A 16,663-nucleotide genomic window follows, 5' to 3' on the forward strand; every position below is an offset into this window, starting at 1 on the left:
CGTTTCCTTGCAAATATGTGTATAGTTAATAGCGTAAAGGAGCGATGGCTATGAGGGGAGAAAGGCAGCTGAAAATCAGATTTTTTATGAGTCTGACCTTAATATCGATCTGTTCGGTGCTTGTGCTGGCTACCGCCTTGTTCTTCTGGTTCCGGGAAAAAACGATCGACAATGTCAATCAAGTAAATGAAAGCGTTCTCCTAAATACGGAAACCGTCTTCGCCAAGTATATGGAAATGGTACAGAACTATACAATGGACTTCTATCGCAACCCGAACATAAATACGGTGATGCAGAGCGGAGACAGCAGCTGGAGCGACCAGCTGTACAGCGCGCTCAGCCAAATGCGCGGCACGCTTACGGTCAATGCCTTTCTGGAGAACGCCTACATCATGGGGCAGGACGGCCCGGTTCTCATGTTCGAGAACAACCCGCTCAGCGTATCGGCCAAGGAGGAGCTGTTCGAGCGCGTGAAGGACAGCGAGATTAAGCAATCCCCGTATGTGTGGACGGCGACAATGAACAGCGGTGCAAAAGAGACGCTGATGACGACCTTCTTCAATGACCGCGCCTTCGGCAGCAGCGAATACAACGGAGCGATCGCCATGACGATCAATTTGCGGAAGCTTCAGGAAAACGTGTTTCGAAGCAGCGATGACGGCGGCACGCGATATGCGGTACTGGACGCGGAGGGCCTGCTCCTCATGCAGAACGGGCCGCCCGGAACAACTTTCGACCAGGACATGCTGCGGCCGATCGTAAACGGAGAGAGAAAGGTCGGTACGCTCATATGGAAGTCCGGGAACGGGAGCAAGAAGCTGATTACGTATCGCAAGGCGCAGCAGGGAGAACTGTGGTTTCTTTCGGAGACGTCCTACAAGGACAGCATCCGCGACATATCGAACGCCTTGAAACTGATGATCGGGCTTTGCCTGGCGCTGATCGCCGCCGCTTCGGCCGTTGCCGCGTTCGTCTCGCATCGCATGTATAAGCCGATCGGCCATTTGTTCGGCAACATCCGCAATCTGTCCGGCGACTTCGCGCATGGCGGAGGCTTCGAAGAGGCGAACCGGGAGCTGGAGCGAATCGCCGGACGGTTCGGGGAGCTGAAGCGCGAGAACGAGGACAGCGCCCTGCTGCGCTGGCTCACCTCGCCCTATCGGTCCGGCGAGCATCTCCCCTCCGCGCTTCCTCCGCTCAAGGATTCTTCCGGCAACGCCGCGTTTGGCGTGGCGGTACTGCAAGTGGATCGCTCCGGCGCAGAGAACGGCATGAACGACGAAGAATGGATGGAGAAGATCAAGCGTCTGCCCAAGCTGACCGAAGAGCTGTTCGGCGACATGGCTGCCTGCCGCGGGTTTTTCCCGCATCCGGAGTCGGCCGTCCTCATCGTCAGCGAGACGACGGCGGGCAGCTTCGGCGATTACGGCCTGTCCCGGGAACGTTGGGAGCAGCTTGAGAGCCGAATACGGCCATGGCCGGGCATCACCTGCGCGATCGGCATCAGCTCATTGTCTACCGATTCGGATCAGCTGAAGCAGCTGTACGACGAAGCGAGCAGTTGCCTGCAATATATGAAGTTTCAAAATCAAGCAACCGTTATCTATACGGACGATACGATTCACTTGAACGGCAGTCCGATACCGGACCCTACGCTCGAAGCTGTGCTTCAAGTCGTCCGGAACCAGGAGCTGGAGCTGATTCCCAAAGCAATCGAGCGGCTGCTGTCCGCGGCGGGCAGCTACCGGGCGGAGCAAGCGACGATCGCCCTGTCCAGACTCGCATCGGAGCTGAATAAAATCGGCGATGCCAGCCTTACGGACGGAATCGAGCGGCATTCGGACTTTCTGGAGCATTATCAGCGCATATGGCGCATCGCGAGCTATGAAGAGCTTCGCGGCTGGCTGGAGCAGCTCTGCTTGAACGCCTGCGCGAAGCTGAAGGAGCTTAATACGGTGCAAACCCGAAACGTGGCGAGCGAAGCGATGGCCTATATCCGCAAGCATTACGGCGATCAGACGCTGTCGCTCAACGGTCTGGCCGATATGCTGGCGATCAGTCCGCCGTATCTGAGCCGCCTCATCAGCGAGGCGACGGGCAGCAGCTTCCCTGACTTCGTCAACTTCATCCGGCTGGAGCATGCGCGCACCCTGCTTATGACCGAGCTGGAGCTCGATATACGGGAGATCGCCGAAAAGTCGGGTTACGGCAGCAGCACCTATTTCACCACCTTGTTCAAAAAACGTTACGGCGTTACGCCTTCCAAATGGCGCTTGAACCATATCCTGCAGCAAAACGGCTAACGCAAAGCGGAGCAGAAGCGCAGCACTCCATGTTAGGACGCGCTTTGTGAGCGGCTGCGGGGCATCACTGCTCATATTCGCTTCGCTTCGTTGCATATTCTGCAACAGATTCGGCTTCCGAACCCATAATGTGCAACGAGAGCATATCTTGAAGCAGCCTGCATACTCACGTTACCGCCGCCAGAAATCAAATGAGAGATTTCTCATCGAGTATTTTGTTTCAATTTTCGGCAGGTGGTTTAACAACACTTTAAGCAACACCACCATTAGCCGAGAGGGGAATACCGATGAACAACGAACGCAAACTCAACAAACTCACCAAATTCATGCTTGTATCCGCCATGAGCGCCATGCTCGTATTTACAGCGGCGGCTTGCAACGGTAACGACAATGGGACGAACGACGGCGATGCTAACGGAACGACAAACAACGCTAATGGAGCTGCAAACAACGCCATGGCGGATACGCCTGCCGGCGATGAGCCCGCGATGAACGACGATTCAAACGATGCGACGGATGACGGTTCTTCAACGACGCCTTAACCTTCTCCTCAAACCAAAAATCCCTCCAAGGAAATCTTGGAGGGATTTTTTTGTTTATCCATTCCGTTTCGCCCTCGGTACGTCCGCGCACGCCGTAAAAGTCGCCAAAAACCGCACTACATCAGTTTATTTAAGCGTTTTCACTTTTTTGAAGCCGCTTGAACCGGGCATATTTAAGCGATTTCATTTCTTTGTGATGGCGCTTACATTTCCGCCGGATATATGCTGTTTTCAGGTAAGCAAGCCGCCTCTTCGTTACCGCAAGCGACGACGGGCTTCCATTTTACAGAGATCTTGAAGGAGTGAATCACGATGTCAGACGAAGCGTTACAGCGGCCCAGACCTGCCGGCCGCAAGAGCCGGCTCCAATCGCTGCGCAACGACAGCCCGCTGCTGCTGCTTGCCCTGCCCGGAGTTATCGTACTTATCTTGTTCGCCTACTTGCCTATGAGCGGCCTCATCCTCGTGTTCAAAAACTACAATTACAACGGCGGCATATTCGGCAGCCCGTGGGCGGGCTTCGATAATTTCGATTTTTTCTTCTCCAGCATGGACAGCGCCATTCGCGCTACGCGCAACACGGTCATGCTGAACGTGCTGTATATGCTATCCGGCACCATCTTCTCGGTAGCGATCGCCGTTATATTGAACGAGCTGAGAAGCAAGTCGTTCATCAAAATCACGCAAAGCGTCATGTTTTTCCCTTATTTCATTTCTTGGATCGTCATCGGCGCCATTCTGTTCTCCCTCTTGGACTTCGATAAGGGGCTGATCAACCGCCTGTTCGGAACGTTCGGCATGGCGCCGGTCGATTGGTATTCCGATCCGTGGATGTTCGTCGTCATTCTCGTCGCCGCGAATATCTGGAAGAGCGCCGGCTACGGAGCGATCATTTATTACGCGGTCCTTCAAGGCATCGACACCGCTTATTACGAAGCGGCCCGAATCGATGGCGCCTCCAGAATTCAACTGATGACGCGCATTACGCTGCCGCTGCTCATTCCTTCCATTATATTGCTGAGCCTGCTCAGTATCGGCGGCATGCTGAAGGGCGATCTCAGCATGATTATGGGCGTTACGTTCCTCAATCCGCTGCTGCTGCCGACGACCGATATCATCGACGTGTACGTGTATCGAACGGCGATTCGTTCAGGGGAGTTCGGCTTCGCTTCGGCGATTACGCTGTATCAATCCGTATTCGGATTTCTGCTCGTCTTGGTCGCGAACAAGCTGGCCGGGTGGTACGACAAAGAAAGCAAACTATTTTAGGAGACATGCGCTATGGCTACTAATCAGGAAAATCGAACGCTTATCGTTACTTTCTACTTTTGCATCGGCCTATTCGCCCTCGTCTGTCTGGCGCCGTTCGTGCTCGCCGTCTCCGGCTCGCTTTCGACGGAAGCGAGGCTCGCGGCGGAAGGCTACTCCTTCCTGCCCCGAGGCTTCAGCCTTGACACGTACAAATTCATGTTCGACTCGAAGGCGGATCAGATCTTCCAGGCTTATCTGACCTCCGTCGTCGTCACGATGCTCGGCACCGCATGCGCCGTACTCGTTACGACCGCCTATGCGTACGTCATCACGGTCAAAGGCTTCCGCTACCGTAATTTTTTCGCCTTCCTGGCGTATTTCACGATGCTGTTCAGCGGGGGCACGCTGCCTTGGTATATTTTGAGCACCAAATATTATCACTTGGACGATACGCTCGCGGGGCTGTTCGTTCCTTACCTGCTCAATGTGTTTCTCATGTACCTGCAAGCCAACTATTTCAAAAGCATTCCGCATGAGATTATCGAATCCGCTCAAATCGACGGCGCAGGCCACTTCCGCATCTTCTTCCGGATCATGCTGCCGCTCGGCCAGGTCGGGCTCGTCACCATCTCGCTGTTCTATGCGCTTCAGTTCTGGAACGACTTCTACTTGTCGCTGATGCTGATCTCGGACGAGAAGCTGTATACGATTCAATACATGATGTACTTCATGATGGCCAACATTCAATATCTCGCATCCGGCAACAGCGCGCAGATCGGCGGCGCCGTCATCGCTCCGCCGCTCGAAACGGCCAAGATGGCCATGACCTGTCTGACCGTTCTGCCGATCGCCGTCTTATATCCGTTCCTTCAACGTTATTTCGTCCGGGGCATCATCGTCGGCTCCGTTAAAGGCTAGCTCATGATAGAACCGGTTGTACATGGTATGATGGAACCATCCTATAACGATTAACGAGGCCGTTCCCTCATGCCATTGAACAATAATAAACAGACCAATACAGGAGGGTTCACGCATGTTAAAAAAACGAGTATGGGTAAGTCTGTTCCTCGCAACGCTGCTTCTCATCACGGCCTGCAGCAATGGCGGAGAGTCTGGCGAAACGCCGGAGAGAACTACTGCCGGCGGCAATAATGAAAGCGCTGGCAACGGGCTTAAGCCGGCCAAGCTGAAGATCGTTCTCTACGGAGAGGAATCGCCGCGGATGAAGGAGCTGGCCAAAGCGGAATTCAAGGATATCGTCAAAAAAGAAATCAACGCGGATATCGAGTTTCAATTCATTCCATGGACCGAATACGGCGGCGGCAAAACCGATCTGATGCTGTCGACAGGCGAAGATTTCGCGACCTATACCGATACGAACTACATGGTCAAGTCGGTAGCCAAAGGGCTGTACGCCGACCTGACTCCATTCATGGGAACCGCTGCCGAGGATATGATAAAGACGGTCGACGAAAACTCGTTCAAAGCGTTCCAGCTGGGCGGCAAGCAATTTGCCGTTCCGGTCGGCAACAAGCCGAACTCCGGCGAATTCTATAGCGTGCTCGTCCGCCAGGATTTGCTCGAGGAGGTCGGCATGAACAGCGTATCGACGCTGGCGGAGCTTGAGCAATTTTACGATAAAGTCCATGCCGCTCACCCCGAGCTTATAGGTTACGCAAGCACGGATGCCCGCAGGATGCTAATGTACGAATACACGGACAAAAATTTGTATTGGCAAAACGATTTCCTGGCGATCGACGAATCTGCGGACAACGATCAGATTATGAGCTGGTTCGAAAGCGAGGAGTTCAAAGCCTACTCCGGGCTTATGAGGGGCTGGTACGAGAAGGGAATCATTCCGAAATACGCCGCAACCAATACGCCTCAGCTGCAATCGGATTGGAATTCGGGCAAGGCGATGTTCTGGGCGGGAACCGCGGCGCGCCCGTTCGAAGGGGCGGCGACGATCTCGCAGGCGGTTCCGGGTGCCAAGCTGACGAACTATTTCCTGAGCAAGGATCTGCCTAAGATCAGCCGCGGCACGTACAGCACCGCTTGGTTCGTGTCGGCGAATGCCGCCGATCCGGAACGTTACGTCATGTTCTTCAACCTGCTGCAAAAAAATCAGGAGCTGTACGATCTGTTCGCCTACGGCATCCTGGATAAAGACTACACGCTTGACGAGAACGGCCGCCTGACGCGGAATACAACGGATTCGCTCATTCCCGACTGGCTGCTCATGAACAAAAACTTTATCCGCTTCGACAAATCCGTGCCCGACGATTTCATCGCGCAATACAAAGCTTGGGACGACGAAGCGATTATTTCCAAAGGCGCAGGCTTCAACTTCGACAATACGCCGGTCAAAAACGAGGAAACGAAAATCAACGGCGTCTTCTCCGAATTTCTGGCGCCGATCGCCAGCGGTTTCCTAGACTACGAGGAAAACTTCCCGAGAGCGCTCGAGAAGCTGAAGGCGGCAGGCTTCGACGCCTATATCGCTGAGTATCAGAAGCAATTCTCGGAATGGTACGCGGCAAAATAATAAATAAACAAAAAGGCGAAACAGCAGCTTCTCTAAGCTCTGTTTCGCCTTTTTTTTATTTCTGCACGCAAGGCGTCCGCGAGCGCTAGCCGATGCGAACCGCCGCATTGCCGTCCGCGTCTGCGGCTGCCGATACCGACCGCTGCGTGACGGCCGTTCGCGGATCGCGGCATTCAATCTGCGCAGTGAGGCTGCCCGATACAGCCAACATGGCTTCGCCGGAAGCTCTCCCGGCGCCGCCTAGACGGACAATCTCCACGTCGATGCTCTGGTGCAGCTTCACGAGCGGCCCTTCTTCCGTATAAAGCGCAACATCCTCAAGCACGAGCCGCTTGACGTGGTGACAGACGACGCCTTGCCGGCTCGATGCGACGAGGCGTTGCACCGTCACCCCTTCAAGAGGCATTTCCGCGAGGCCGTTCACGAGAAACGCTTTCTCTGCTCCATCGCAATAGACGTCCTTGATATGAATGCAGCGGAACACCGGCGTCCCGACCGTAACCGGAACCGATTCGTCGCGTGCCGATCCCGAGCCCTCGACGCCTTCATAGAAGAGGTGAAAGGAGATCGCCTCGCCCGCGATGTCCGTCATGCGGATACGTTCGATGACGATATCCTCGACGACGCCTCCGCGTCCTCGGGCGCTCTTGAACCGAAGACCGATATCGGTACCCATGAACGTACAATCGCTGACATGGACATGGCGGACGCCCCCGGACATTTCACTGCCAATCACGAATCCCCCGTGTCCGTGGTAAACGGTACAGTCCTTAATCCGGATGTATTCGGATGGCAAGCCAAGCGCTCGGCCCGCTTCGTCCTTGCCCGACTTCAGGCAGATCGCGTCGTCGCCCACGTCGAATGTGCTGTCTTCCACGACGACATAACGGCAAGAGTCGATATCCAGTCCGTCGCCGTTCTGCCCGAACCACGGATTGCGCACCGTTACATTCCGGATCGTCACATGCTGGGACGCCCAAGGATGCAGATTCCATGCCGCCGAGTTTTGGAAAGTAGGCCCGTCCAGCAGGACGCGGCTGCATCTCCGAAAGCTGAGCAGGTTCGGGCGCAAGAAGTCGCGGCAAGGCAAGTAATCCGCCGGCTCCCGCTTCCCTTCGTCGATCAGCCTCTTTACAAGGGCTGATCCTCCCATTGCTGCCGCGGACGGCCACCACATGTCCTCTCCTTCATCGACAACGCCGCCGGAGCGCAGCAGACGGTCCCATTGCTTATCCGTCATTTTCCAACGTTTGACCGGACGCCATGCTTCTCCTCCGCCATCGAAAACGCCTTGTCCCGTAATCGCCACATGTTCCGTGCCTTCGGCATCGAGCGGCGACTGGCAGCGGATCGCCGGCCTCCCTTCGAACTGGGATACAATTAGCGGATAATCGCCGAACACTTTGCTGAACCGTACGACCGCCCCGGCCTCGGCATGCAATTCCAGCCGGCTCGCCAGCTTAATCGGGCCGGTCGACCAGATGCCCGGCGGAATAACAACTCGGCCTCCCCCGGCGTTAACGCATGCTTCGATCGCTTGTCTGAACGCTTCCGTATTGTCGGTTCTCCCGTCGCCCACCGCGCCGAAGTCGGTTAACCGCACCTCATAATCGGGTATTTCCGGCAGCAGAACCTCCGGCATCGTCCAACTATAATTTGCATGATTCGTACTTTCCGATTTCATAACCATTCATCCCATCCTCCGCTCTTGATTCCGGTGATCGCCTCTTCATTATAGAACAACATCATTCCTGCTTACTTCCAAGATACTTGTCTATTTGCCGCAGAATTGCATCCATTTGTCCTGATCCCATATACTTGGAATAAAACGGAGTTTAGAGAGGCGGGCGAGCCTAGATGACTAAGGGCTTCACGATGAAACAAATGTTGGAGATATGCGATATCACCGAAGATGCCGTTCGCTACTATGAGAAAATCGGGCTTTTGCCGCCGGTTGAACGCAAGCCGAACGGTCATCGCCTATACAGCTTAGCGGATAAGGAAACGCTGCTCAGCATCAAATGCTTCAAAAAAATCGGCATGACGCTGGACGAAATCAAGCTATTTCTCAAGCTGCAAAATGCTGAAGACACGACGATGAGCCCGGAGGTATCCCTTCAATTGCAAAATTATCAGATGAAAATTAAAGATCAGCAGCAGCAGCTTCAACAAATATGGGATTTGATTGAAACCAAATTGCAATCGGGACACAAGGTTGGCATCCGTACGAATTGATGGCATCTAGCCCTGCTGCATACTTCCTTTAATCGATAATCTTGACCTGGTGTTAACACCAGGTTGTAGAATGTGTTCAACCGCCCACCGGCAGGTGAATACACAACCGAAAAGGAGATTTTGCACGCATGAACACAAAAACGGCAATTGGCAAGACGGGACTGCAAGCCTTTCATATTGGACTTGGCGCTGGCGTAGTCGGCAACACGATGATGTATCCGAAGGTTACCGAGGACATGGGAAAAAAAATTATTCATGCGGCGCTTAACCATGGCATCGACTTTATTGACACCGCCTATCTGTATGGGCTAGGCAGATCGGAAGAGCTGATCGGCGAGGCGCTTCGACAGAGAGGCATTCGTGAGCAAGTTGTCCTTTCTACCAAAGCCTCCTCCAATCCGCAATTCGTGGAAGGCGGCCTGGAAGTCGACAATAGCCCCGCGGCCTTGCGCCAAGCCGTTGAAGACAGCCTTCAGCGTCTGGGAACCGATTATATCGACATCTTTTTCCTTCATTTCCCGAATAGTCATACCCCGCTTGACGAGGCTGCCGCCGCCTTGGCAGAGCTGAAACGCGAAGGGAAAATCCGGGCGATTGGCGCATCCAATCTGGACTTCAATCAATTGCAGCTGTTTAACGCCGATGGACATCTCGATATCCTGCAGACTGAATATTCGCTGCTTGCGCGGAAGGCCGAGGAACAAATCATTCCCTACTGCCTCCAGCATGGCATCTCGGTCATCCCGATCTTCCCGTTATCCTCCGGTCTGCTTGCAGGCCGATATAACAAAGACGATGTATTCACCGATACGGCAAGGATGAACCATCCCCTCTTTCAAAGAGAGGCTTATCTGGAAAGCCTTGAACGGGTGAAGCAGCTCAAGGCGTTTGCGCAACAAAAGCGTCAAGAGCCAGCCCAGATCGCGCTTGCTTGGTTATTGCAGCAACCGGGAGTCGATCACATCATTCCAGGCGCGTCCCGCCCCGAGCAAATCGAAGACAATCTGCGCACGCTGGATGTGCAATTATCGGAAGACGATCTCAAAACGATTGACGCTATCTTTCGTTAAGCCAAACAAAAGCAAGGGGATGTCCCAGAAGCCACTGGCTTAGGGACATCCCCTTTGTGCGTATGAACGTTTGATGGCATTTTGAGTACAAAACAGAGGTCTATGTTGCGAATATCCAATATAGCTCTCGATATGGCGCGAAACAGACTAAAGTTTTACTGCAATGATCCAGTATAGCCACTTCGCACGTTCCACGCCATGTTAGTTTGAGACAGCCTTTTGTCAATGGTGGCACTATGATAGTTCATTTCTACTGTTTAGAACTGAGTTCGCTCCATTTGAACGATTGCTCAGACGGTTGGTAATCGGCAAGTCGCTCCAGCAACGCTTCGGGATCACTCTCAACTACGAACAGCTCGAGGTTCGATTCTCTCATGAACCCTTCCTGTACGGCATGCTTGAGGAGCTCAACCAATGGATTGTAGAACCCTCTTACATTGAGGAGTCCGATAGGCTTCTTGTGAATGCCAAGCTGCGCCCAGCTAGCCATCTCGAACAGCTCTTCGAACGTCCCGAGCCCGCCCGGCATACTGATGTACGCATCCGCCAGCTCCGACATCTTCGCCTTGCGTTCATGCATATTGGAAACCTCGTAGAACTCCGTTAGCTTGGTATGCATCACTTCGCCGCTAAATAGTCCCCGCGGCATAACGCCGATCGCCTTGCCCCCCGATTCCAATACGGAGTTGGCGATTCGCCCCATCAGGCCTAGCTTGCCGCCGCCATAGACCAGCTCGATATGCTTGGCTGCCATTGCTCTGCCCAGAGCGATGGCGGAATTTTCATAATCGGCATGGTTTCCCGGATTAGATCCGGAATATACGCAAATTCGTTTCATGCTGTATGCTGCTCCCTCCTGCGCAAATGCTATTGCATATTTTATCTGCATCGCACTGAATCCGCAAGTCGCTAGACTAACATGGAATTCCTGATATCAGCTTGCTTTCTGGAATAGCTGTTAAACTTTATTTATGTTAAAAAAAGTTTGGCTTATGTTCTTTTACTAAGCGGCATCCGTTCCGAAAGCTTTCGTACCGCGCGGCTGATCGCCCGTCTCGTCGGGCTCCAGAGTTATTCCGATGTTATCGTAGGTTAATTGTTCGGACTCTATTCCCATCACGAGCAGCCCTACCCCTTTATCGTTAACCCGGAACGTGCCCGCGCTCGACCTTATGCCATCCCGCAAAAGCCAGACCTGATAAGCTTCCTCGTTTTTCGTTTCCCGGGCTCCGAATACATAGACGACAAACTGCTTGCTCTTTCCATTGTCTACGATACATGCGACGCCATACGCATGCTCGCTCTCCGTGGATTCCGCCTTTAGCATCGAAATCTGCATAATTTCGGATGCCGGAGCCATTAAAGCTTTTTCAATGGTCTCTAGCCGCGTATCCTGATTTTTAACGAAAGGATAATCCAACAACGACCCGCTGACAAAAATAAGCGCTGCCGCCGCTACGGCAATTGCCGCTTTCCATAGCTTTCTGTCAGTCCGTGCTTTACGGCGTTTAGGCGCTGCTTTGGCAGCAGCCATTATTTGCTCCTTCAAATCCTCCGGAGGCTCGATTCGTTCCATGTCCAAGGGAAGTTCCTCCCATACGATTTGCAATTCGGCGAGCTCTTGCTTGCAAGAATCGCAAGAAATCAAATGACGTTCGAATGCTTCCTTTTCCTCTTCGGAGCAAGCACCCGATAGATAATCGAGTATGACTGCGCAATTGCCGCGGTATGCTTCGTCATTCATCTAGAGATCCCCCTTTGCGGCAAGATGCCTTCGCAGTATTTTCAACGTTTGATGAAGTCTGTTTTTGACCGTTCCGAGCGGCTGATCATACAGCTGTGCCAGCTCCGTTAAGCTATAGCCTTGCCAATAAAAATGCTCGATCAGCGTTTTCTGCGATTGGGATAAATGCTTGCATGCCTGCTGAATTTGTTCCCTTAAGGAATGCCTTTCCACATGCTCCTCGGGTGATAAGCCCGTTTGGTCAGGCAATTCGTTAAAGCGCTGGTCTGTTAGTTGTACAAGGCCGGAAGCGTCTCTTCTTTGTTTTCGAATATGATCCATCGTTATATTGCGGGCAATGGTAAGGAGCCAGCTTGTAAAACGTCCCTTCTCGGGGTTGTATTCCGACTCCGTCGTCCATAAACGCATAAATACCGCCTGCGAGATATCTCTCGCGGTTGGCTCATCCCGAACCGCCTTGATGGCGAAGGAATACACCAAAGCGCCATACCGGTCATAAAGAACGGACAGCGCTTTATTTTTGCCTTTTCTAATTAGCTGCATGAGTTCATGATCGGTCAGATTATGCATCGTTTGCGCCTCCACAACAGGCTCGTTTTTTTTATGTTACCAGAAACAGGAGCAGCCTGAAACGGCTGCTCCTAATCTTTTAGCAAAAGAGAGATTACTTTTCTTTCACGACGATTGTCCCTTTCATGCCAGGATGAGGTATACAATAGTAGCCGAACTCGCCCGCGTCCGAGAAGGTAACCTCCATGCTTTCATCCTGGGCAAGCAACTCCGTATCGAATTGCCCATTGTCGGCCGTTGCGGAATGTTTCACCTCGTCCTTATTGATAAAGGTAACGATATCGCCCTGCGAAATTTCGAGTTTTTCCGGCGTGAAGGCGAAGTTCGTAATCTCAACCGTATGAACGGTTACCGCATCGGAAGGCTGTTCGGTCTCTTTGATCGGCTTCTCCGTTTTGACCGGCGTTGCAGGCGTAGGCTTAGGCTGAGAAGCAGTAGCCTTGGGCGTCGCTTCTGTCGCTTTCTCCGTTGCAGCCGGCTTCTGCGTAGCTTCAGGCTTTTCCGTCTCTTTCGGCTTTTCGGTTTCAACCGGCTCCGGCGCTAGGGTGACAACATCGGTTGGACTAGGGGATGCGGACGCAGCAGCTTCTGAGTTTATGGGAGCATCTGTCATTCCCATTTCATTGTGGGCTGCATGCTTGTTTTCCTCCTGGGCCCCGCAGCCCGATAAGAAGAGGAGAAGCAGGACCAGCGTCAAACATCCGTATGTTATTTTTCGCATGTCTTCACGCTCACTTTACGATGATCTGACCGGTCATGAATGACATGTGCGGCTCGCATAAATAATTATAAGTGCCCGGTTTATCAAACGTTACCGTGTAGGATTCGCCTTTAGCGAGTAAAGGAGTCGAGAAGGAGCCATCGAGAGCAACCGCATTATGCTTCATCTCGTCGTAGTTCGTGAAGATAACCTTGGAGCCTGCTTCAATAGTAAGAGCTTCCGTTCCGAAGGAGTACTCTTTGATGTCAATGTTGTACGTCTTAATCGTCGGTTCGGCTGGCGTTGTCGATGCAGTCGTTCCATTAAATTTGGCTGGATCTACGATATACCAGACATCATTGACACCCTGCCCGTTCAAGTCTCCCTGTGCCTTGTCATTTATGAAATAATAGAGCGGGAATCCTTTGATTGAAGCTTGCTTGCTTCCATCCGAGCGGGTAATCGTTCCGATATCGCTTCCTTTGATCGTGGATGGAACACTAACGCCTGATGTTGAATAGGCAGGCCAATTGACAAGGCAATTGCCTTCGCAAACGCTTTTTCCGGATGTATCCTTATCAAAATAGTAAAGCGCTCTGCCATAATCGTCAGTCAAATAGTTGCCCGCTTCCTTCGAGGTACCAAGCATAATCGCGTAATCCGACTTCGCAGCGAACCAAACTCCCCCTACGCCCTCGCCGGTTACATCGCCAGGTTTGCTATCCTTTACAAAGTAATAGAGCGGCCAATTTTTGTAAGTTAACTGCTTGGTGCCATCCGTGCGGGTAATAACGGCGAAGTCGGCTTTATTCAGCCAAGCCGGTATTTGAAGATTGGCATCGTAATAGATCGGCCAGTTCTTCAAGCAATCTCCTTGACAGGAATTAACGTCCTCCGCATCCTTCGTGAAGAAATAGAGCGCACGCCCGTTTTTATCCGTAAAATATTTGCCGAGCTTGTCGTCCTGCCCAATACCGATTCGCTCGCCTTGAGGCCATGCAGATCCGGAAGCGATGACTCCGCTTGCTTGCAGCGTATCAAAGAACGGCTTGCCATTCTTCGTATGGGCAGACAGTGCCTCGACAAGTGCTGTTGCCAGATGCGTATTCTGCAGCGACGACATGCCGGCAATCTCTTTCAAACCATGCGAAGCTGCGTAGGTTTCCGATTGTTGGTATGTAAAGTCTGCTCCGGTTTTATAACCGAGGTTCTCTAATATCACTTTGTAAAATTGCTGAGAGCTGATTGCTGCGCTAGGATCAAAACGGTTGTTGCCCGCTCCCTGCCAGCCCAGCTCCGGATTGCTCTTCAAGTAGGCCAGAACGGGTTGATTGGCTTTGCCAACCTGATCTGCGTCGGAAAAATTGTTGTTTCCTGTAAAGGCCAGCGCTTCATTCAGTTTTCCATTAAGACGGAGCGAGATGATAGCAGCTTGCAAACGCGTTGACGATTTGCCCAAATAGGCAGCATTCACGCCATTTCCTTCCCCGATAAGCAGCCCAAGCTCAGCTGCCGTATCGGCATCCGACTTGATCGTAGACGGCGAATCCTCTGCAGACGCAGTGCCAAGCGGAGCGACAATGACTGTCGTGCACATGGCAGTAATCAAAAACAGTTTTTTAAATCGTGTTAACATGAATAACTCCTCCTTTGTGGTCTCTACATGTAGAGATAACGCTGTGGAGGAAGGATCGGTTCGATTGAAATTAAAATATGTATTGGAAATTGACTTAAATAAGATCACCTTCCGTCTAAGATATTCGCGTTATTCAAATCGGATATTATTTGCAAACGGAAGCACCTGGATGTTGCCCGATTCGGCGTCCGTCACCGGTTTCCCGTTGATTGTGACATTCTTGAATACGATATGCCGCGCCGTCCTGTCCGCATCGTACCCACCGATCCGCGACGGATTGCCGTTATCCCCGGTGAAAGAAATATTCTCGTAGCGGATATGCTCGATTCGTTTGCCCGGTACCGGATTGTACTTCGGGTTGAAGAGCACGCGGATATCGAACAGCCGTCCGAGCTCGAACGGTTCAACCCGGATGTTCCGGTAGGTCACATTTCGGACCGTATTGTTATCGCCGCAGTTAATCGACATACAGCCCCGGTAGTCGGGCTGCGGCTCATGATGCTCCAGCACATCGATATTTTCGAACAGGACGTTCTCGATGACGTCCCCTTTATGGTGATTGCCGTGCCCGCCGAGATTCATCGGATGAGCCACGTCCGCCCATAAGACGGAATTACGGACGACGACATTCCGCGTGTCCCCCTGATAATCCCAACGGCTGGCGTAAACCGCGATGCAATCGTCGGAATTGCGCATAAACACATCCTCGATCTCGATATCCGAGCTGGCCATCATATCGATCCCGTCCGACCAGCCCTTCGTGCTGAACGCTTTGAAGTTCGTAATCCGGATCTGCTCGGACTTGCCGATATAGATGCTGTAATGCGGCGGATCGATAAGGGCAATTCCCTCGACGCGAATCCGCTTGGAGAAGATGATGCGTACTCCGCGGAATGCGGAAAATCGCCCGAATTCGGTCAAGTAAAGAACGCCTCTGCCGCGGACCGTGACATCGCTGACGGAGTCGCATACCATCGAGCCCGCGACCGCCGCTCCCCCGGCGATATACACCGTCTTCCCCGACGGGATTCGCAGAATCACTTCCTCCAAATGATGCATGCCCGGCCCAAAATAGAGCGTATGCGTCTCGCTGCCGTCTGTTCCCGCGGCCGTCAGCAGCGCAAGAAGTTCTTCGGTCCGGTGGATGCCCGGCTTCACGTAAGCGACGCCCGGCCCGTCAGGGGACGGCGCATCCTGCTCGAGCGGATTGGCGAACAGATGAAGATTATGGAACCTGTCACCGTTCACTTCCACCGACAGCTTTTGTGGACCATCAATGGTAAACGTGATCGTGTTGCCGTTAAGCGCATAAGAAACGCCGCGCGACAATGGACGAATCACGCAGTCCTTTGCTGTCCCCTCGTTCTTCGTCACTTCAATCTCAATCGGGCCCGAGCAATCGAACATCGCCATAGAGGCATGCCGGACCAGATGCATATCGACTTTGACATCATAGACGAAGAGCTGCTCCCAATCGCCGCCCGCTGGTCTTGCCCTGACTGTGAAATCGCGATTTTCCGCTACCCCTGCGGGTTTTGGATACGTAATCAGTTTTGTTTCCTTTGACATGTTGTACCTCCAACTGAGTTAGTTTAATCGCCGCCGTATCAAATTTTCGGTTACTGGCGTTAATTCATCTTGAACAACCTCTCCGATCTCACCCGATATTCCGATTGACTCATCCCAAGTTACCGGAATTTGCTCCCAGAATTCAATTTCCTCCTCACCATTCCAATCCGACGGCTTATCATACCAGAACATCATCTGCATAGGACTGTACACAATAACGCCCATTGCCAGCATATGTGCATGTGTTACCTTAATTATGAAAGTACGCTATGGCGTTGCGAATGGCGTAGTCCCTTCCACATAAGAGGATATGCTGTCATCTTCATCTTCGTTTAAAGTAAAACCGTATATCTTCTTGGATAATGGTAAAACTTTTTAATTTTTCCTGCTCCGGTATAACGTATTGCAATGCAGTACCTTCAAAATAGGCACGCAACCGGATTTCCATTCTCCCTCCCAGATCATGCCTCTTCGAAACTATCGTCAATCAATCGGCAA

15 protein-coding genes are annotated in these 16,663 nt (G+C 52.5%); 7 read left to right on the forward strand and 8 right to left on the reverse strand.

Annotated features, from left to right (window positions below):
• Nucleotides 1–50 precede the first annotated feature (50 nt).
• From J2T14_RS25070 to J2T14_RS25090, 5 genes are all read left to right on the forward strand, one after another.
• Nucleotides 51–2,303 carry an AraC family transcriptional regulator gene (locus J2T14_RS25070; protein WP_307475268.1) on the forward strand — a complete coding sequence of 751 codons (2,253 nt, stop codon included), beginning with the start codon at nucleotides 51–53 and terminating at the stop codon, nucleotides 2,301–2,303.
• A gap of 287 nt (nucleotides 2,304–2,590) precedes the next feature.
• Nucleotides 2,591–2,845 carry a hypothetical protein gene (locus J2T14_RS25075; RefSeq protein ID WP_307475270.1) on the forward strand — a complete coding sequence of 85 codons (255 nt, stop codon included), beginning with the start codon at nucleotides 2,591–2,593 and terminating at the stop codon, nucleotides 2,843–2,845.
• 312 nt (nucleotides 2,846–3,157) lie between these two features.
• Nucleotides 3,158–4,114, forward strand: coding sequence for an ABC transporter permease subunit (locus J2T14_RS25080; protein WP_307475272.1), 957 nt, complete (start codon nucleotides 3,158–3,160; stop codon nucleotides 4,112–4,114).
• 12 nt (nucleotides 4,115–4,126) lie between these two features.
• A complete protein-coding gene (locus J2T14_RS25085) occupies nucleotides 4,127–5,014 on the forward strand; it encodes a carbohydrate ABC transporter permease (RefSeq protein WP_307475274.1) in 888 nt (295 codons plus the stop codon).
• A gap of 115 nt (nucleotides 5,015–5,129) precedes the next feature.
• The gene (locus J2T14_RS25090; protein ID WP_307475276.1) at nucleotides 5,130–6,641 is read left to right on the forward strand and encodes an ABC transporter substrate-binding protein; all 1,512 of its coding nucleotides are present in this window, start codon (nucleotides 5,130–5,132) and stop codon (nucleotides 6,639–6,641) included.
• Nucleotides 6,642–6,726: 85 nt separating this feature from the next.
• Here the strand turns inward: J2T14_RS25090 and J2T14_RS25095 are convergent, their stop codons facing one another.
• Nucleotides 6,727–8,325: a glycoside hydrolase family 28 protein gene (locus J2T14_RS25095; RefSeq protein ID WP_373458204.1), complete on the reverse strand. Its 1,599-nt coding sequence runs from the start codon at nucleotides 8,323–8,325 to the stop codon at nucleotides 6,727–6,729.
• 173 nt (nucleotides 8,326–8,498) lie between these two features.
• Here J2T14_RS25095 and J2T14_RS25100 point away from each other — a divergent pair, with 173 nt between their 5' ends.
• Nucleotides 8,499–8,876: a MerR family transcriptional regulator gene (locus J2T14_RS25100; protein ID WP_307475280.1), complete on the forward strand. Its 378-nt coding sequence runs from the start codon at nucleotides 8,499–8,501 to the stop codon at nucleotides 8,874–8,876.
• Between the two features lie 128 nt (nucleotides 8,877–9,004).
• Entirely contained in the window at nucleotides 9,005–9,946 is a 942-nt protein-coding gene (locus J2T14_RS25105) for an aldo/keto reductase (RefSeq protein ID WP_307475282.1), read from the forward strand.
• Nucleotides 9,947–10,196: 250 nt separating this feature from the next.
• On the opposite strand, the gene J2T14_RS25110 is transcribed toward J2T14_RS25105, so the two are convergent.
• From J2T14_RS25110 to J2T14_RS25140, 7 genes are all read right to left on the reverse strand, one after another.
• Nucleotides 10,197–10,784 (reverse strand): LOG family protein, encoded by a 588-nt coding sequence (locus J2T14_RS25110; protein WP_307475284.1) that lies wholly within the window; start codon nucleotides 10,782–10,784, stop codon nucleotides 10,197–10,199.
• A 165-nt stretch (nucleotides 10,785–10,949) separates the two neighbouring features.
• Entirely contained in the window at nucleotides 10,950–11,690 is a 741-nt protein-coding gene (locus tag J2T14_RS25115; protein WP_307475286.1) for an anti-sigma factor, read from the reverse strand.
• Nucleotides 11,691–12,260, reverse strand: coding sequence for an RNA polymerase sigma factor (locus J2T14_RS25120; protein ID WP_307475288.1), 570 nt, complete (start codon nucleotides 12,258–12,260; stop codon nucleotides 11,691–11,693). It lies immediately after the preceding gene.
• A 94-nt stretch (nucleotides 12,261–12,354) separates the two neighbouring features.
• Entirely contained in the window at nucleotides 12,355–12,981 is a 627-nt protein-coding gene (locus J2T14_RS25125) for a cupredoxin domain-containing protein (RefSeq protein ID WP_307475290.1), read from the reverse strand.
• Between the two features lie 10 nt (nucleotides 12,982–12,991).
• Nucleotides 12,992–14,596: a plastocyanin/azurin family copper-binding protein gene (locus tag J2T14_RS25130; RefSeq protein ID WP_307475292.1), complete on the reverse strand. Its 1,605-nt coding sequence runs from the start codon at nucleotides 14,594–14,596 to the stop codon at nucleotides 12,992–12,994.
• A 129-nt stretch (nucleotides 14,597–14,725) separates the two neighbouring features.
• Complete coding sequence (locus J2T14_RS25135; protein ID WP_307475294.1) at nucleotides 14,726–16,165, reverse strand: glycosyl hydrolase family 28 protein; 1,440 nt, start codon at nucleotides 16,163–16,165, stop codon at nucleotides 14,726–14,728.
• An 18-nt stretch (nucleotides 16,166–16,183) separates the two neighbouring features.
• Nucleotides 16,184–16,399, reverse strand: a complete 216-nt coding sequence (locus J2T14_RS25140) for a hypothetical protein (RefSeq protein WP_307475296.1) — start codon at nucleotides 16,397–16,399, stop codon at nucleotides 16,184–16,186.
• Nucleotides 16,400–16,663 lie beyond the last annotated feature (264 nt).

This window comes from Paenibacillus harenae (assembly GCF_030812415.1).
GTDB classification, from domain to species: Bacteria; Bacillota; Bacilli; order Paenibacillales; family Paenibacillaceae; genus Pristimantibacillus; species Pristimantibacillus harenae_A.